We start from the raw sequence: 17801 nt of genomic DNA, 5'->3' as shown, positions 1-17801 counted from the left end.
AGGTTTACAAATGGTAGCCGAAAAAGGTACAGAAAAGACTAATCAAGAGGAACAGCATGACGTGTTAAAATCAACACAGACAGTCATTCACAAAGCTCTTGAAAAGTTAGGTTATCCTGAAGAGGTATACGAGCTCTTGAAAGAGCCATTACGTATGATGACAGTTAAGATTCCAGTTAGAATGGACGATGGTTCAGTTAAAATATTTACTGGTTACAGGGCACAACATAACGATGCTGTTGGACCTACTAAAGGTGGAATCCGTTTCCATCCGAATGTAACTGAAACAGAAGTGAAAGCCTTATCAATATGGATGAGTTTAAAATGTGGTATTGTTGACCTTCCATATGGAGGCGGTAAAGGCGGAATTATTTGTGATCCGCGTGATATGTCATTTAGAGAACTTGAAAGGTTAAGCCGTGGGTATGTCCGGGCAATCAGTCAGATTGTTGGACCTACAAAAGATATTCCAGCACCTGACGTATTTACAAACTCTCAGATCATGGCTTGGATGATGGATGAATACAGCCGAATTGATGAATTTAATTCTCCTGGATTTATTACAGGTAAACCGCTCGTTCTTGGCGGTTCCCATGGACGTGAATCAGCTACTGCAAAAGGGGTAACCATTTGTATTCGTGAAGCTGCCAAAAAACGCGGAATCGATATTGAAGGTGCAAGAGTAGTTGTCCAAGGCTTTGGTAATGCCGGAAGCTATTTATCAAAATTTATGCATGATGCAGGTGCGAAAGTCGTAGGTATTTCCGATGCCTATGGTGCCCTTTATGATCCAAACGGCCTCGATATTGATTATTTGTTAGATCGAAGAGACAGCTTTGGTACAGTTACTAAATTGTTTGATAATACAATTACAAATAAAGAGCTTCTTGAACTGGATTGTGATATTCTTGTTCCGGCAGCGATTGAAAATCAAATTACAGAAGAAAATGCTCATAATATCCGGGCAAGCATTGTTGTAGAGGCAGCTAATGGGCCAACAACATTGGAAGCAACCCAAATTCTTACTGAGCGTGGAATTCTGTTAGTGCCTGATGTGCTTGCATCTGCTGGCGGTGTAACTGTGTCTTACTTCGAATGGGTTCAAAATAACCAGGGTTATTATTGGGCTGAGGAAGAGGTAGAAGAGAAGCTTGAAAAGATTCTAGTGAAATCATTTAATAATATATATGATACGGCGCAAACACGCCGTGTTGATATGCGCCTTGCTGCTTATATGGTCGGTGTAAGAAAAATGGCAGAAGCAAGCCGCTTCAGAGGCTGGATTTAAGATTGAAATATACAAGAAAAACTCCTATCATTATCAGGTAGGAGTTTTTTTATGGCAAGTTTTCTATAAGGAGTGTATTCACCGTGCACAATGAAGATATTATCATCGTTGGTGCTGGTCCATGCGGGCTCGCAGCAGCAATTGCATTACAGGAAATAGGGAAAAATCCGCTTATCATTGAAAAGGGCAATGTGGTTAATTCAATTTATCATTATCCGACACACCAAACGTTCTTTAGTACAAGTGAAAAATTGGAAATTGGCGGCTTTCCTTTTGTAACTGACAGCTATAAGCCAAAAAGAAATCAGGCTCTTGTCTATTATCGGGAAGTGGCGAAACGGAAGGATTTACGCATTAATGCATATGAAGAAGTAATAAAAGTGGAAAAAGGAGAAGATGCCTTTTTTATTCATACTTCTAAAGACACCTATCACGCTCGTTATATCGTGATTGCCACCGGCTATTATGATCATCCAAATTATATGAATGTTCCCGGTGAATCTTTACCAAAAGTATTTCATTATTTCAAAGAGGCCCATCCATACTTTGATAAAGATGTCTGTGTAATTGGCGGGAAAAATTCTAGTGTTGATGCTGCACTAGAGCTTGTAAAGGCGGGAGCAAGAGTTACTGTTATATATCGAGGAAATGAGTATTCTCCTAGCATTAAACCATGGATTTTACCTGAGTTTGAATCATTAGTCCGTAACGGGGTAATTGAGATGCATTTTAATTCGCATGTAAAGGAAATAACCGAAGATAGTCTCATTTATATGAAAGACGGAACTGAGAAATCAATCAGTAATGATTTTGTTTTTGCAATGACCGGCTATCACCCAAATCATAAATTGATAAAATCTATGGGTGTGAAAATTGATGAAGAATCCGGAAGACCTATGTTTGACCCGGAAACAATGGAGACAAATATTCCGGGAATTTTTATCGCGGGTGTCATTGCTGCGGGTAATAATGCAAATGAAATATTTATTGAAAATGGCCGGTTCCATGGCGGCTTAATTGCGAGCTGCATTTTAAAAAATGAATAGAAGGGTGATTAAGAATTGAAAAAAGTGGTCTTGTTAACAACAGGTGGAACAATCGCCAGTAAACCGAATAAGGAATCCGGTAAATTAGCATCTGGCGCCTTAACTGGGGAGGAACTGGCTGCGATGTGTCAGCTCCCCGATGATATCGAGGTAATAGTTGAATCCGTATTCCAAAAAGCAAGTATCCATATTACCTTTGATGATTTATTAGTCCTAAAAGCGAAAATAGAACAATATTTTAAAGATGAAACGATTTCTGGTGTTGTAGTTACCCATGGTACCGATACAATGGAGGAAACTGCCTATTTTCTCGATTTAACGATAAAGGACCCGCGGCCCGTTGTGGTTACCGGTTCACAGCGTTCTCCTGAAGACTTAGGAAGTGATGTCTATATTAATTTACGGCATGCGATTTATACCGCCTGTTCTAGTGATTTACATGATGCAGGTACAGTGGTTGTTTTTAATGAACGTATTTTTGCTGCAAGATATGTTAAAAAAGAGCATGCTTCCAATATTCAAGGGTTTAACGTTTTTGGGTTTGGCTACCTTGGGATTATTGATAATGACCAAGTACATCTCTATCAAAAACCGTTAAAGAGAGAATGTTTTGCTGTTCAATCGCCAATACCGCAAGTGGATATTATAAAGTGTTATATTGGCGCCGACGGGAAATTTATTAAGGCTGCACGAGAATCCGGGGTGAAGGGGATTGTTCTTGAAGGAGTTGGGCGAGGACAAGTGGCTCCGAACATGATGGAAGAGATCGAGGCTGCTATTAAAGCTGGGATTAAATTGGTTATTACCACCAGCGCCGAGGAGGGGGCGGTTTACACTACCTATGATTATTTGGGCAGTGCCTACGACCTCTATAAAAAAGGTGTTATTCTTGGCAGTGATAATGACTCGAAAAAGGCAAGAATCAAATTGGCTGTTGCCCTTGCCAGCGGTTTAGAGCGAATTGAATTTTAGACTTTAAAGTGTTGTTAAATATATCCAGATTTTCTAGAGAAAACAGTCAAAAAGATGAATCTTTCATTTTATAGATAGTAAGTTTCATGATACGATTAAGAAAATGGAATTTTTGAAAAGAGGTTCATCATGCTGGGAATCTTATCTGCCGGGATTGCCCCCGGATTGGCATTGCTCAGTTATTTTTATTTAAAAGATGAATATGAACCAGAGCCGATTTCGTTTGTGCTGCGGACATTCCTTTATGGGGCGCTTCTTGTGTTCCCGATCATGTTTATTCAGCATGTTCTCGAAACCGAGCATTTGGTTAAATCAGACCTTTTTGATGCCTTCTTTAGCACAGGTCTTTTAGAGGAGTTTTTTAAATGGTTCGTCCTTTTCTATGCGGTTTATCAGCATGTAGAATTTGATGAACCGTTTGATGGAATTGTCTATGGAGTTGCCGTATCATTAGGATTTGCAACAATTGAAAATATTTTTTATTTAATTGCAAACGGTGTCGGGCATGCTATGTCCCGGGCTCTTTTGCCTGTATCCAGCCATGCGCTTTTCGGAGTGATCATGGGTTTTTACCTGGGAAAAGCAAAATTTACTGAGGGAACAAAAGCGAAATGGCTGATTCTATCGCTGTTTATTCCGTATATTCTTCATAGTTTTTATGATTTTATTCTTTTGTCATTAGAACATTGGGTATATATTATTTTTCCATTTATGATTTTTCTCTGGTGGTTTGGCTTAACGAAGGTCAAAAAAGCAAAAATATTAAGTGCCAATCATTTTAAAAAACAATATTCAGTTCAAAAAACCCTTCATTCATAATGAAGGGCAGGCTGTCGAAAAACTTTCGATGGCCTTTTATTTTATATTTACTCTTCAACAATTCACCGCGTTAATTTGTTATAATGTTATTAATATATAAGCTTTTCAATAGGTCTGTTGATTTCCGCTCCAGGCGGCTTCGCTTGCCGCTCCAATCAACAGTGTGTGTTTCAATAAAGACCTTCCGTTCAACAAATAAATAATTTAAATAAGTGGAGAAATCAATGTTTAAGCCAAAAGAGATTAGAAAGGGAAATAAGAACAAACATAGCCTACCGCTGGTTTTTAGGTTTAAAATTCAAGGATTCAGTACCACATTACTCCACGATTAGCTGGTCAACACCGATTACTATTCCAATGTCACGCTCAAAAAATAAAGTAAAGTTGTGACACGACATGTATGGGAGGAGTACAAAGAAAAGGTAAGGTTAAATCGCTTATCTAAATCGGGAAAACTGCTTTATAAATTTAGAAAGGAAAAAATTGAGCGAAGCTTTGCAGACTCGGGAAGAGCTGCATGGGCTTCGCTACTGCCAGTTACAGGGATTGAAGAAAGCGAGTGAACAGGCTCTCCTTACTGCAGCCTGCCAAAATATAAAAAAGATTGCAACACATTTAACTAGGTTAGAAAAGGTGTGTTGCAATTCTTTAGGTTGATTTGTTCCCTGTTGATTGGAGCGGAGGGCACTCGACTCCTGCGGGATCGAGAGGTCACTGGAGACCCCACAGGCGCAAAGCGACGAGGAGGCTCCAGGACCTCCCCGCGGAAAGCGAGTGCCCGGAGCGGAAATCAACAGGCCCCGTTAGCATGGTCAATCTTATTATATAATCCGTATTTTAGGTCTGACAAACTGAAAAATTGCCGAGAAAAATACCCTTTCTCGACAATCTGCCCTTCATTCATAATGAAGGGTTTTGTATTTAATGGAATAAAAACACCAATATAACAGAAAATAGGGTTACTGTTAAAAGATTTACAATGGGGGTTCGTATTCCATGAATAAAAAAAGTTTATTAAGAATGATGCTTGCTGTTACATTATTATGCGCTTCTCAGCCGTTAATCCATGCCGATAAGGCACAAGCATTTTCCAATCAGGTAATCCAGCGTGGTGCAGTTGGCGAAGATGTGATCGAACTTCAATCAAGACTAAAATATATTGGTTTCTATACCGGTAAAATTGATGGGGTTTTTGGTTGGAGAACTTACTGGGCATTGCGGAATTTTCAGTATGAATTTGGCTTGCCAATTGATGGACTGGCAGGGTCCACCACAAAGGAAAAGCTCCTGAAGTCAACGAAATATACGAAGAGTAATAATGCTTCATCAAACAATGGGAATGCCAATAATACTTCTAAAAAGGCAACCGCTGTCAATATTCCGAAAGGTTTCTCACAAAATGATATTCAATTAATGGCCAATGCTGTCCATGGTGAGTCAAGAGGAGAACCGTATATCGGCCAAGTGGCGGTAGCGTCAGTGATTTTAAATCGCGTTAATAGCGCTTCTTTTCCAAATACCGTTTCTGGTGTTATCTTCGAACCTGGCGCATTCACGGCAGTTGCAGACGGCCAAATTTGGCTTACACCAAATGAAACATCTAAGAAAGCTGTGATCGATGCCATTAATGGCTGGGATCCAACAGGTGAAGCCCTCTATTATTTTAATCCTGCTACAGCAACAAGCGCATGGATTTGGTCAAGACCGCAAATCAAAAGAATTGGGAAACATATTTTTTGTAAGTAGAGGTGAACAAAAAGTGATTAGAGGTATATTAATAGGAGTGTTAGCACTCGGAGTAATTGGCACCGGGTATTGGGGCTACCAAGAGCATCAAGAAAAAAATGCAATCCTTTTAAATTCGGAGAATAACTACCAACGCGCCTTCCACGGCCTTACTTATCAAATGGATTTATTACACGACAAAATTGGGGCAACGCTGGCAATGAACTCAAGACATTCATTGTCGCCATCATTGGCTGAGGTTTGGAGAATTACCTCAGAAGCGCATAATGATGTAGGGCAGCTCCCGCTGACATTGTTACCATTTAATAAGACAGAGGAATTCTTGGCGAACATCGGTAATTTTAGCTATCGGACGGCGATCAGAGACTTAGATAAGGAGCCATTGACAGAAAAAGAGTACAACACATTAAATGTATTGTATAAACAATCAGGCGATATTCAAAACGAGCTTCGCAGAGTTCAGCATATGGTTTTGAAAAATAACCTACGCTGGATGGATGTGGAGTTGGCTCTTGCCTCTGGGAAGGAAACAACAGACAATACAATCATCGACGGATTTAAAACTGTGGAAAAAACGGTAACCGGTTTTGATGAAACAGATTTTGGACCGACATTTGAGAATATGCAAAAAAAGGATGAGAACTTTAAAAACGTTAAGGGAAATCCAATCACACGTAATCAAGCAATTAAGATTGCCAAAAAATATATGAACATTGATGGAAATACAAAGGTGAAAATAACAGAGAATGGAAAAGGATCTGATTATGGCTTTTACAGTGTGTCGATAAAAAATGAGAAAACAGGTCAAGAAGGCAGTATGGATATTACTAAAAAAGGCGGACATCCGATTTGGTTTATTAATCATCGCGATGTAAAAAAACAAAAAATCAGCTTACATGAGGCGATGACAAAAGCCCAGAAATTTTTAAAGGATACGGGATTTACTGAATTAGAGCTTTTTGAAAGTACTCAATATGACAATACCGGTGTCTTTAATTTTGTAACAAATAAAAATGGCATTAGAATATATCCTGAAGCAATCAAGATGAAGGTAGCACTTGATAATGGAGATATCATTGGTGTGTCTGCTGAAGAGTACTTAAAATCACTGCAATCAAGGAAAATTGGCAAAGCGGCGATCACAATGGAAGAGGCGCGGAGTAAAGTAAATCCAAACCTTAAGGTGATGGAGGATCGAAAAGCGGTCATTGTCAATGATTTAAATAAAGAAGTGCTGTGTTACGAATTCCTTGGCACGATTAAAAATGATACGTACCGCATTTTTATTAACGCTGATAATGGAAGAGAAGAAGAAGTCGAAAAATTAAAGGACTCTGAAGGTATATACGAAGATGTATTATAGGGAAAAGCACCTGCTTTTCCTTTCTTTCATATAGTCTTTACAGACAGCATAAAATATTGCTGTTGCTCCAATAATAGGAATATCGTGATTAATGGAGTGATTTTGCTTGAAAAAAATTGAGAGGCTGTTAATTAAGCTTATTATAGTCCAATTTATATTTCTAGTGGTGACTCAGTTCTTTTTTCATCAACTTGACCTGCTGCCGGAAGTAAAAGAATTAGCAAAATATGAAGGAGTCAATGAAAATACATTTACTGACATTCTTCAAACGATAAAAGAAAAATAAAGCAGGGCTGCCTGCTTTATTTTTATGAAATTACATGCAAAATTAAGAAGCATTTCTTTTTCTTATGGTAAAATAGAGAGAGACAGCAAAGAAGCGAAATTTAGGAGGATTTATGAAGAAGAAATTATCAATCGCCATTGATGGACCGGCAGCCGCCGGGAAAAGCACCGTCGCAAAAATTGTCGCTGAAAGATTATCCTATGTATATATCGACACAGGGGCAATGTACAGGGCTATTACATATAAAGCGATTATTGAAAATCTAAATCTTGAAGATGAAGAAGCTTTATTAGATACCCTTTTAGCGACAGAAATTGAACTGCTTCCTTCTGAAAATGGACAATTAGTTTATCTCGACCATAAAGATGTGACAAAAGAAATCCGTACATCTGAAGTAACCAATTCTGTTTCCATCGTTTCAAAACACGCTAAGTTGCGTGAAGAAATGGTGAGGAGGCAGCAATCGTTTGCGAAAAGCGGCGGAGTCGTAATGGACGGCCGGGATATTGGAACCCATGTACTGCCAAATGCAGAAGTAAAGGTGTTTTTACTTGCAAGTGTAGAGGAGAGGGCATTGCGCCGCCATACTGAAAACATGCAAAAAGGTTTCCCATCTGACCTGGAAAGATTAAAGCAAGAAATATCCCTTCGAGATAAGATTGATTCTGAAAGAGAAGCAGCTCCATTAAAAAAAGCCGAGGATGCTGTTGAAATCGACACCACCTCTTTGACCATTCCCGAAGTAGTCGATCAAATTATGGCTTTAGTGGACGAAAGGATTGGTTAGGTGTGACCTTCTACACATTTGCTAGATCTGTTGTTAATGCAATCTTTAAACCGTGGTACCGTGTTCAGGTTATTGGACTTGAAAATTTTCCGTCAAATGAAGGCGGGATTCTTCTATGCTCTAATCATATTAATAATTTTGATCCGATTATCGTAGGGATTTCTACCCCAAGACCGGTTCATTTTATGGCTAAGGAAGAACTCTTTCAGGTTCCTGTACTCGGCGGGATTGTCAGGAAATGCAATGCCTTCCCAGTAAAACGGGGAATGAGCGATCGCGAGGCACTTAGAAAAGGATTAAATGTTTTAAAAGAGGGACATGTTTTAGGCCTTTTCCCTGAGGGAACTAGAAGTAAGACCGGGGAACTTGGAAAAGGGCTGGCTGGCGCAGGTTTTTTCGCATTAAAGACAGACGCCATGGTTGTTCCATGTGCAGTAATAGGCCCATATAAAAGCTTTAAAAGACTAAAAGTAGTATTTGGAAAACCAATTGAGATGGAATCACTGCGGCAGGAGAAAGCCTCTGCCGAACATGTGACTGAATTAATTATGTCTGAAATTCATAAACTTATTAAAGAGCATCGATAGGTTCTGCTTGACAAAATAGTTTATTTATAAGAAGTTATTAATTGAGATTCTTTTTCGAATATTCTTAGTTAACCTAGGGCAATTTTTTCAAGCTTGCTCTGGAATGCTCTTAAGTAAATAAAGGATTTATAGGTTTGCAGCCAAATGGATTAAGGAGGATTACATATGTCTGAAGAATTAAATCAAGTAGAAGTGAAAAGCTTTGAAGTTGGCGAAAAGGTTACCGGACAAGTTACGAAGGTAGAAGAAAAGCAGGTGCTCGTAGATATTCAAGGAAGTAAACTAGATGGAATTATTCCAATCAGCGAACTTTCAAGCCTGCATATTGAAAAAGCATCAGATGCTGTTCAGGAAGGCGACGAACTGGAATTAGAAGTATTAAAAGTAGAAGAAGAGGCATTAATTCTTTCAAAGAGAAAAGTGGATGCTGAGAAAGCTTGGGAAAGTTTAGAGCAAAAGTTCCAATCCGGTGAAGTGGTTGAAACAGAAGTTAAAGATGTTGTAAAAGGCGGACTCGTGGTTGATTTAGGTGTACGCGGGTTTGTTCCTGCATCATTGGTTGAAACATATTTTGTTGAAGATTTCAGTGATTACAAAGGACGTAATCTAACATTTAAAATTGTAGAACTTGATAAAGATAAAAATCGCCTGATTCTTTCACACCGCGCGGTTGTTGAAGAAGAGAAGGGAAAACAAAAACAAAGCCGTCTTGGAGCACTTGAGCCTGGCCAGGTGATTGATGGAACGGTTCAAAGAATTACCGACTTTGGTGCGTTCGTTGATATCGGCGGGATTGACGGTCTAGTCCATATTTCTCAGCTATCACATGAACATGTTGATAAGCCGTCAGATGTTGTACAAGAGGGTCAAAAAGTTCAAGTAAAGATTTTGAGTGTTGACCGTGACAATGAAAGAATTTCATTATCCATCAAAGAAACTTTACCTGGACCTTGGTCCAATATTGCTGAAAAGGCTCCAAAAGGCAGTGTCTTAACCGGTACAGTTAAAAGATTAGTATCCTACGGTGCTTTTGTAGAAGTATTCCCGGGAGTAGAAGGACTTGTTCATATTTCCCAAATCGCCCATAAGCATATTGGTACGCCTCATGAGGTCCTAAAAGAGGGACAGGAAGTCTCTGTTAAGGTATTGGATGCGAATGAAGCTGAACAACGTTTATCATTAAGCATTAAAGACCTGCTTGAAAAAGAAGCTGAAGAAAAAATTGATTATGAACTTCCTGAAGAGACAAAAGGCTTCCAGCTTGGGGAAGTTATTGGTGACAAATTAAAGAATTTAAGAAAATAATGGTGATAATCCGTGTCGAGATCTGAACGAAAATGGGATCATATTCGCTTTGCCCTTGCAAACCAGGAGAAGCCATTCTCCGCTTTTGATGATATAAAGTTTATTCATCAAAGTCTGCCTAATATCAGTATGCTCGATGTTCGATTAGACCACTCAATTGGCGAACTTTCTTTAAGTTCGCCAATTTTTATCAATGCAATGACGGGCGGGGGCGGCGACAAAACGTATCGCATAAATAAGGAGCTTGCGCAGGTCGCCGGTGCCACTGGATTAGCAATGGCTGTAGGCTCGCAAATGGCAGCGATTAAAGACAAATCCCAAAAATACACATTTGAAGTAGTGAGAAAAGAAAACCCTTCTGGAATATTGATTGCAAATCTTGGAAGTGAAGCAACGCCTGATCAGGCTAAAGAGGCGGTTAACATGATAGAGGCGAATGCTTTGCAGATTCATTTAAACGTTATTCAAGAGCTGACAATGCCTGAAGGGGACCGGGATTTTACAGGGGCTTTAAATAGAATCGAAGCAATCGTCCGTTCCGTTGATGTTCCGGTCATTGTGAAAGAGGTAGGCTTCGGTATGTCGCGTGAAACAGTCAAGACGCTGATTGCGGCGGGAGTGTCGATGATCGATATTGGCGGCTTTGGTGGAACCAATTTTGCGGAAATAGAGAATAACCGCAGGGAGCGTGCCCTGTCTTTTTTTGCCGATTGGGGCATACCTACTCCAATCTCCATTATTGAGGCTGATTCGGCTGCGAACGGCCGTACAGCAATCCTAGGTTCCGGCGGTTTTAAGGGAGCTATGGATATTGTTAAAGGAATCGCGATTGGTGCCGAAGCCGTTGGAATGGCAGGGTATTTTTTACAGACCCTCATTGAAAGAGGAATTGATGCTTTGAAAGAAGAGATTGAAACGCTCCAGCATGAAATGTCAATTATTATGACGGCATTAGGAGCTGCTAATGTGGCAGATTTGAAAAAAACTCCGCTGATGATTAAAGGGGAAACGTATCACTGGTTACATCAAAGAGGAATTGATACAACATTATATAGCAGACGTTAACAAATAAAAAAGCTCCCGCGGTGCGGGAGCTTTTTGCATGGTGCTGGTTATCTTTTTCCATCGTTTAGCCCTCTAGCTTCCTCAGGGCCTGATAGTTTCGTGGCACCAGGATAATGCAATGCTTGATCTCGATCCGATTCTACCCTTCTTGAGGCTTTTAACTTTTTTTCTTGACGATCTCTTCCCATCCTCCACACCTCCTCTATTTATAATGATTCACGAGGGAAAATATTATTCAATAGTGTATGAAAATACATATTGCGAACCAATAATGGAAATGATAGGAGGTGAATGTTGTGGAAGGAGCTGTATTTTTTTGGTTTTTTTGGGCTGTTTGGGTTTATGCCACGTTTTTATTAGAAAAAAAGAACCCATATCGCTTAAAATTGGCTTTTATCGTACTCACTGTGATTATTTTTTCAAACCATCAATTTATATTTGGAAGAATTGAAATAGCTTGGAGTGGTCTAATCTTATTACTTTTTTCTTATTATTTTTTAGCAAATGAAAAACATCAAATTATTATTTATCATTCAATTTGTTCTTTGATAATATCTATTGCGTATGCTTCCTTTCATTTATTTGAAATTTTTGATCCTATTTGGATTATCTTTAAAAAAGAATGGATGATTAGCATATGCATGTGGTATTTAGCGATTCTTTTGCAAAAAAATCTAAAAAACAGATTAATTGTTGCCGTCAGCGGTACAATGCAGGGTGAATTTTTAACGGCCTATATTTTAAATAAACTTCAAATCCCCTATGCTGTTGGGTCTTTTGGCTATTTAGATGTTTGTTCGTTAATTGCCGTTTTACTTATAAGTTGGAGTATTCTTGAAAATGCCGGTTCATTCCTGCAGAATTATTTCCCCTTTCTGGAAAAAGAAAAGCAAAAATCATCATGATTTCTATATGGTAATAACACTTTCCATTGCGGGAAAGGTTTAACATTTGCTACACTATAAAGGTTGGCCCTTCTACTGCCTTAGAAGGGTTTATTTTTCATTAACACTTACTTCGTAAATTGGTTGATGGTTAATTATTGAAATAGAAAGGATGGCGATTGTATTTGGTTAAACCTGTTATTGCCATTGTCGGAAGGCCTAATGTGGGAAAATCTACTATTTTTAACAGAATTGTAGGAGAAAGGATTTCTATCGTTGAAGACATACCCGGAGTAACCCGTGACCGAATTTACAGCTCCGGAGAGTGGCTGACGCATGATTTTAATATTATTGATACCGGCGGGATTGATATTGGCGAGGAGCCGTTCTTGGAGCAAATCCGGCAGCAGGCTGAAGTGGCCATGGATGAAGCCGATGTTATCATTTTTTTAACAAATGGCAAGGAAGGCGTTACAGCTGCTGATGAAGAGGTAGCTAAAATTTTATACAGAACCAAGAAACCGGTTGTATTAGGCGTTAATAAAATCGATAATCCGGAAATGCGTGATCAGATTTATGATTTTTATGCCCTTGGTTTTGGTGAACCAATTCCTATTTCAGGTTCTCATGGGTTAGGAATTGGTGATTTATTAGATGAAGCGGCAAAACATTTTCCAAAGCTCGATCAAACAGAGTATGATGAGGATGTTATTAAATTTTCATTAATTGGACGTCCGAATGTCGGAAAGTCCTCGTTAGTAAACGCCATTCTTGGTGAAGAGCGTGTAATCGTCAGCAATATTGCTGGTACTACGAGAGATGCGATCGATTCTCCTTATACCTACGATGAGCAGAGATATGTAATCATTGATACGGCAGGCATTCGTAAAAAAGGAAAAGTGTATGAAACCACCGAAAAGTATAGTGTCCTTCGTGCGTTAAGAGCGATTGAACGCTCAGATGTTGTTCTTGTCGTTATTAATGCGGAAGAAGGCATCATTGAACAAGATAAAAAAATTGCCGGATATGCGCATGAAGCGGGAAGGGCAGTCGTCATTGTCGTTAATAAATGGGATGCAGTTGAGAAGGATGAAAAGACAATGAAAGAATTTGAACAGAAAATTAGGGATCATTTCTTATTCCTTGATTATGCACCAATTGTCTTTTTATCGGCAAAAACGAAAAAACGAGTCCACACTCTGCTGCCAATGATTAATTTAGCTAGCGAAAATCATTCAATGCGGGTAGAAACCAGTGTATTGAACGATATTATTATGGATGCTGTAGCAATGAATCCAACCCCTACAGACAAAGGGAAACGGTTAAAAATTTATTATGCAACACAAGTCTCTGTTAAACCGCCGACATTTGTGATTTTTGTGAACGAACCTGAATTATTGCATTTCTCGTATGAGCGTTTCCTTGAAAATCGGATTAGAGATGCCTTTGGCTTCGAAGGTACGCCGATTAAAATATTTGCTAGAGAAAGAAAATAAGTTAGAAGTAGGTGTAATCATGCAAAAAAAACATGAAACTATTGCAGTTGTTGGTGCAGGAAGCTGGGGAACGGCTTTGGCGATTGTTCTGGCCGATAATAATCATGAAGTTCGTTTATGGAGTCATAACGAACAGCAGGTGAAAGAGATTAATGAATTTCATACGAATAAAAAGTATTTGCCGGAAATCACTCTACCAGACTTAATTACAGGCTATGCTTCCCTTCCTGATACTTTGGACGGGGTTGAAACGGTTATACTGGCAGTGCCAACAAAGGCAATTCGCGAAGTAATCGGAAAAATGCGGGAAGTTTTGAAGGCGCCAATTACTATTGCACATGTAAGCAAAGGGATTGAACCAGATACATTATTAAGAATTTCAGAAATGATTAAGGAAGAAATGCCTGAGCACCTTTTAAAGGCTATTGTCGTTCTTTCCGGTCCAAGCCATGCGGAAGAAGTGAGCTTGAGACATCCGACTACGGTTACGGTTACCTCGGAAAATATGGAGGCAGCCGAGAAAATTCAAGATTTATTTATCAACCATAATTTTCGTGTGTACACTAATTCCGATGTAATTGGAGTGGAAATTGGCGGTGCTTTAAAAAATATCATCGCACTCGCCGCCGGGATCACGGACGGCCTCGGATATGGTGATAATGCCAAGGCTGCATTGATTACAAGAGGGTTGGCTGAAATCGCACGTCTTGGTACGAAAATGGGAGCAAATCCCTTAACATTTGCCGGATTAGCTGGGATTGGTGATTTAATTGTTACTTGTACAAGCGTTCACTCCAGAAACTGGAGAGCGGGTAATATGCTTGGAAAAGGAAAATCGCTTGATGAGGTTCTAGAAAGCATGGGAATGGTTGTTGAAGGTGTTCGAACGACGAAAGCAGCCTATCAGCTTGCGAAAAAATATGAGGTTAAAATGCCAATTGCAGCGGCCCTTTACGATGTGTTATTTAATGGCAAGGATGCTAAGGAAGCTGCAGATGTGCTGATGTCACGTGGAAAAACACATGAGATGGAGGATTTAGTCAATATTTTGGAGGAAAGAAACGAAGAAGGATAAAAAATGTGCTTTTTTCCTCAAAAGTGGGCATTCGTCGATACGTTTTGTATTCTAAATGCATACAATGCAACGAAGCAAAATTGGTAGTATGACGCCTGGCGAATGGGTTATTTAGTCTCAATCTGGCTGAAGTAAAGAAGACGCCCCCTTTACTTCAGCTTTTTTTATGCAGAATTCGATTCCTATGCTATAATAACAATCGAATTAAGGGGGGAATAAAGTTGTCACCAGGTATGATAAAAATGTGGATTTCCATTGCAGGAATGGGATTGATGTTTCTTGCGATCATAACGATTTATTTCAGCAGGTATAAACTTAAAGGGATATTTCGCTTGATCACCGCGATCATAGCATATGTATTTATGATTTGCGCCGGTTTAACATTGCTCGTTGTCTTCTTAACATGATTTAGCGAAATTACATAACAAAGGTGATTATATGAAGTGGAAAATAATTGGTTTTCTTTTTGTTTTTACCACGCTTCTTTTGACGGGATGCATGTATCCGAAAGAAGAACTGGCACAGAACCAAGTTCCTTATAAAGATCAAATTCAGACCGTACAGCAGGCAGTAGATGATTTTAGAAAGGATAACGGCGGTATTCTGCCTATTAAAACAAAGGAAGCTGATACACCAATATATCAAAAATATCCGATTGATTTTAAAAAAATTGCGCCTAAATATATATTGGAAGCGCCGGGAAACGCGTTTGAGAGCGGCGGGATTTTTCAATACGTGTTAGTAGATGAAGAAACCAATCCAACCGTTAAATTACTTGATTTAAGGGCTGCTGAGGCAATTCGTGATATCAACTTACGAATTAAAACAAAAGGCTTCCCGCCGTTTAAAAAGGAAATTGCCAAAAATGTTTATTCAATTGATTTTAAAAAATTAGGGTATGATCAGCCTCCGTATGTTGTCAGCCCATTTACCAATAAAAATCTGACATTTGTTGTTTCAACAGATGCTAAAGTATATGTCGATTACCGACCAGACCTATATGAGGCGTTGAAAAATTCTTCTAATGAGGTCAAGCCAGGTGAGGATATCCGCAAAATTTTAGTGGACCATTCCATGTTTGTTCCGGCATTTTCCCTTCCTTATACTATGGATGCGAAAACAAAAGAGCCAATCTTTTTGGAGAAATAAATAGGTGCTTTTAGCTTTTCATAATGTTAGCACCGCTAATTTTAGTCATAACCCTTTTTCTACGAAATATATTGTAGGAGAAGGGTTTTTTTGCTGTAAAAGCTATTTAACCAACCAAAGCTCATATACATGAACTTTAGATAGAAACCCTCCACTTATTTTAATCTCAAACACTATAGATATGATATCTTGTGAATTCATAAGAAGGGGGTTAAAAAATTTTCGAAAACAGTCATAACACGATAGGACAACGTCATAAACATATACTGTCCTAAAATACCTAAATGGATGAAATTATCCCACTTTAGTCTATGATCAGGAGGGGATCACTTGGAAAAGGTCGATATTTTTAAAGATATTGCCGAAAGAACCGGCGGCGATATTTATTTAGGAGTAGTAGGTGCAGTACGAACTGGGAAATCAACATTTATTAAAAAATTTATGGAGCTGGTCGTCTTACCGAATATACACAGTGAGGCTGATAGATCAAGAGCCCAAGACGAGCTGCCGCAAAGTGCAGCCGGCAAAACGATCATGACCACTGAACCGAAATTTGTCCCTAATCAGGCGGCTTCTATCCATGTTGATGAGGGGTTAGATGTAAACATTAGACTTGTAGATTGCGTTGGGTATACTGTTCCTGGTGCAAAGGGCTATGAGGATGAGAACGGACCAAGAATGATTAATACTCCTTGGTATGAAGAGCCGATTCCATTTCACGAGGCAGCCGAAATTGGCACGAGGAAAGTAATTCAAGAGCATTCAACGATTGGAGTTGTCGTGACAACTGATGGGACAATCGGTGAAATTCCACGAAGCAACTATATTGAAGCAGAGGAACGAGTGATTGAAGAATTAAAGGAAGTTGGCAAACCGTTTATTATGGTAGTGAACAGTGCGCAGCCATATCATCCAAGCACTGAAACATTAAGAACAAATTTATCTGAAAAATATGATATACCAGTACTTGCCATGAGTGTCGAGAGCATGCGAGAAAGTGATGTATTAAATGTTCTTCGTGAAGCACTTTATGAATTCCCTGTTCTTGAAGTAAATGTTAATCTTCCGAGCTGGGTAATGGTGTTAAAAGAGAATCATTGGCTGCGGGAAAGCTATCAAGAGGCAGTAAAAGAAACGGTTAAAGATATCAAGAGATTAAGAGATGTTGATCAGGTGGTCCAGCATTTCAGTGAATATGAATTTATCGACCGGGCGGGTCTTGCCGGGGTTGAAATGGGCACAGGGATTGCAGAAATCGACTTATTCGCACCGGATGAACTTTACGATGATATCTTAAAAGAAATCGTTGGTGTTGAAATTAGAGGAAAAGACCATCTTTTGGAGCTTATGCAGGATTTCGCCCATGCCAAAGCAGAATATGATCACATTTCTGATGCCTTAAAAATGGTGAAACAAACTGGATATGGGATTGCATCGCCTTCACTTGCAGACATGAGTTTAGAAGAGCCGGAGATTATCCGTCAAGGCTCCCGATTTGGTGTAAGATTAAAGGCTGTAGCTCCATCCATTCATATGATTAAGGTTGATGTCGAATCAGAATTTGCACCAATCATCGGTACGGAGAAACAAAGCGAGGAGCTTGTCCGTTACTTAATGCAGGATTTTGAGGATGATCCGCTGTCTATCTGGAATTCTGATATTTTCGGACGTTCTTTAAGCTCAATTGTTCGAGAGGGGATTCAGGCAAAGATTTCCTTAATGCCTGAGAATGCCAGATACAAATTAAAAGAGACTCTTGAAAGAATCATCAATGAAGGATCTGGCGGGTTAATTGCCATTATCCTCTAATTTTGGACTCCTTTTGGGGGTCCTTTTTTTGTTTATGTCGAAAACTTTGTGAAACATAAGAAAAGATTACCATAAAATCATGTTTTCTTCTTGATATGCTGAATTGATTGTGATAATCTTTTAA

The 17801-nt window shown here is 39.1% G+C and carries 18 protein-coding genes and 2 pseudogenes; 19 read left to right on the top strand and 1 reads right to left on the bottom strand.

Annotated elements, in window-relative coordinates; translation table 11 throughout:
• Positions 1 to 10 precede the first annotated feature (10 nt).
• The 13 genes and pseudogenes from A6749_RS03060 (at position 11) to fni (ending at position 11264) form a co-directional block, all read left to right on the top strand.
• Positions 11 to 1288: a Glu/Leu/Phe/Val family dehydrogenase gene (locus tag A6749_RS03060; protein ID WP_066385098.1), complete on the top strand. Its 1278-nt coding sequence runs from the start codon at positions 11 to 13 to the stop codon at positions 1286 to 1288.
• Positions 1289 to 1371: 83 nt separating this feature from the next.
• Entirely contained in the window at positions 1372 to 2334 is a 963-nt protein-coding gene (locus A6749_RS03055; RefSeq protein WP_066385097.1) for a YpdA family putative bacillithiol disulfide reductase, read from the top strand.
• A 15-nt stretch (positions 2335 to 2349) separates the two neighbouring features.
• The gene (locus A6749_RS03050; protein WP_066385095.1) at positions 2350 to 3306 is read left to right on the top strand and encodes an asparaginase; all 957 of its coding nucleotides are present in this window, start codon (positions 2350 to 2352) and stop codon (positions 3304 to 3306) included.
• Positions 3307 to 3435: 129 nt separating this feature from the next.
• The gene (gene prsW / locus A6749_RS03045) at positions 3436 to 4125 is read left to right on the top strand and encodes a glutamic-type intramembrane protease PrsW (protein ID WP_066385093.1); all 690 of its coding nucleotides are present in this window, start codon (positions 3436 to 3438) and stop codon (positions 4123 to 4125) included.
• A 231-nt stretch (positions 4126 to 4356) separates the two neighbouring features.
• Positions 4357 to 4464 (top strand): annotated as a pseudogene (locus tag A6749_RS29350) (transposase); the annotation flags it as partial.
• Between the two features lie 41 nt (positions 4465 to 4505).
• A pseudogene (locus A6749_RS27490) lies at positions 4506 to 4782 on the top strand (transposase); the annotation flags it as partial.
• 363 nt (positions 4783 to 5145) lie between these two features.
• A complete protein-coding gene (gene sleB, locus A6749_RS03040) occupies positions 5146 to 5871 on the top strand; it encodes a spore cortex-lytic enzyme (protein WP_236719758.1) in 726 nt (241 codons plus the stop codon).
• Positions 5872 to 5884: 13 nt separating this feature from the next.
• Positions 5885 to 7234: a germination protein YpeB gene (gene ypeB, locus A6749_RS03035; protein WP_066385090.1), complete on the top strand. Its 1350-nt coding sequence runs from the start codon at positions 5885 to 5887 to the stop codon at positions 7232 to 7234.
• A 106-nt stretch (positions 7235 to 7340) separates the two neighbouring features.
• Positions 7341 to 7520, top strand: coding sequence for a YpfB family protein (locus A6749_RS03030; RefSeq protein WP_066385089.1), 180 nt, complete (start codon positions 7341 to 7343; stop codon positions 7518 to 7520).
• Positions 7521 to 7632: 112 nt separating this feature from the next.
• Positions 7633 to 8307, top strand: coding sequence for a (d)CMP kinase (gene cmk, locus A6749_RS03025; protein ID WP_066385088.1), 675 nt, complete (start codon positions 7633 to 7635; stop codon positions 8305 to 8307).
• 2 nt (positions 8308 to 8309) lie between these two features.
• Positions 8310 to 8894: a lysophospholipid acyltransferase family protein gene (locus tag A6749_RS03020; protein ID WP_066385086.1), complete on the top strand. Its 585-nt coding sequence runs from the start codon at positions 8310 to 8312 to the stop codon at positions 8892 to 8894.
• A gap of 165 nt (positions 8895 to 9059) precedes the next feature.
• Positions 9060 to 10199 (top strand): 30S ribosomal protein S1, encoded by a 1140-nt coding sequence (rpsA, locus tag A6749_RS03015; RefSeq protein WP_066385083.1) that lies wholly within the window; start codon positions 9060 to 9062, stop codon positions 10197 to 10199.
• Positions 10200 to 10211: 12 nt separating this feature from the next.
• Positions 10212 to 11264 (top strand): type 2 isopentenyl-diphosphate Delta-isomerase, encoded by a 1053-nt coding sequence (gene fni / locus A6749_RS03010; protein ID WP_066385081.1) that lies wholly within the window; start codon positions 10212 to 10214, stop codon positions 11262 to 11264.
• 47 nt (positions 11265 to 11311) lie between these two features.
• On the opposite strand, the gene A6749_RS03005 is transcribed toward fni, so the two are convergent.
• Complete coding sequence (locus A6749_RS03005; RefSeq protein WP_066385079.1) at positions 11312 to 11452, bottom strand: YpzI family protein; 141 nt, start codon at positions 11450 to 11452, stop codon at positions 11312 to 11314.
• A 108-nt stretch (positions 11453 to 11560) separates the two neighbouring features.
• Between A6749_RS03005 and A6749_RS03000 the strand changes: the two genes are divergently transcribed.
• The 6 genes from A6749_RS03000 (at position 11561) to spoIVA (ending at position 17677) form a co-directional block, all read left to right on the top strand.
• Positions 11561 to 12169 carry a YphA family membrane protein gene (locus A6749_RS03000; RefSeq protein WP_066385077.1) on the top strand — a complete coding sequence of 203 codons (609 nt, stop codon included), beginning with the start codon at positions 11561 to 11563 and terminating at the stop codon, positions 12167 to 12169.
• Between the two features lie 164 nt (positions 12170 to 12333).
• Positions 12334 to 13644 carry a ribosome biogenesis GTPase Der gene (gene der / locus A6749_RS02995; RefSeq protein ID WP_066385069.1) on the top strand — a complete coding sequence of 437 codons (1311 nt, stop codon included), beginning with the start codon at positions 12334 to 12336 and terminating at the stop codon, positions 13642 to 13644.
• A 19-nt stretch (positions 13645 to 13663) separates the two neighbouring features.
• A complete protein-coding gene (locus tag A6749_RS02990) occupies positions 13664 to 14719 on the top strand; it encodes an NAD(P)H-dependent glycerol-3-phosphate dehydrogenase (RefSeq protein ID WP_066400724.1) in 1056 nt (351 codons plus the stop codon).
• Positions 14720 to 14940: 221 nt separating this feature from the next.
• Positions 14941 to 15126, top strand: coding sequence for a DUF2768 domain-containing protein (locus tag A6749_RS02985; protein ID WP_066385068.1), 186 nt, complete (start codon positions 14941 to 14943; stop codon positions 15124 to 15126).
• A 31-nt stretch (positions 15127 to 15157) separates the two neighbouring features.
• Entirely contained in the window at positions 15158 to 15868 is a 711-nt protein-coding gene (locus A6749_RS02980) for a hypothetical protein (protein ID WP_066385061.1), read from the top strand.
• Between the two features lie 330 nt (positions 15869 to 16198).
• The gene (gene spoIVA / locus A6749_RS02975) at positions 16199 to 17677 is read left to right on the top strand and encodes a stage IV sporulation protein A (protein WP_066385058.1); all 1479 of its coding nucleotides are present in this window, start codon (positions 16199 to 16201) and stop codon (positions 17675 to 17677) included.
• Positions 17678 to 17801 lie beyond the last annotated feature (124 nt).

Origin of the sequence: Neobacillus mesonae, assembly GCF_001636315.1 — a bacterium.
Lineage (GTDB): Bacteria > Bacillota > Bacilli > Bacillales > Cytobacillaceae > Neobacillus > Neobacillus mesonae.
Note: the sequence above shows the minus strand (reverse complement) of the source record. Positions and strands in the feature narration are given on the sequence as shown.

What these genes read in the sequence shown, in the direction of transcription:
- A6749_RS03060 (WP_066385098.1), top strand. Translation starts at nt 11, where the DNA reads ATGGTAGCCGAAAAAGGTACAGAAAAGACTAATCAAGAGGAACAGCAT.
- prsW (WP_066385093.1), top strand. Translation starts at nt 3,436, where the DNA reads ATGCTGGGAATCTTATCTGCCGGGATTGCCCCCGGATTGGCATTGCTC.
- sleB (WP_236719758.1), top strand. Translation starts at nt 5,146, where the DNA reads ATGATGCTTGCTGTTACATTATTATGCGCTTCTCAGCCGTTAATCCAT.
- cmk (WP_066385088.1), top strand. Translation starts at nt 7,633, where the DNA reads ATGAAGAAGAAATTATCAATCGCCATTGATGGACCGGCAGCCGCCGGG.
- rpsA (WP_066385083.1), top strand. Translation starts at nt 9,060, where the DNA reads ATGTCTGAAGAATTAAATCAAGTAGAAGTGAAAAGCTTTGAAGTTGGC.
- A6749_RS03005 (WP_066385079.1), bottom strand. Translation starts at nt 11,452, where the DNA reads ATGGGAAGAGATCGTCAAGAAAAAAAGTTAAAAGCCTCAAGAAGGGTA.
- A6749_RS02990 (WP_066400724.1), top strand. Translation starts at nt 13,664, where the DNA reads ATGCAAAAAAAACATGAAACTATTGCAGTTGTTGGTGCAGGAAGCTGG.
- A6749_RS02980 (WP_066385061.1), top strand. Translation starts at nt 15,158, where the DNA reads ATGAAGTGGAAAATAATTGGTTTTCTTTTTGTTTTTACCACGCTTCTT.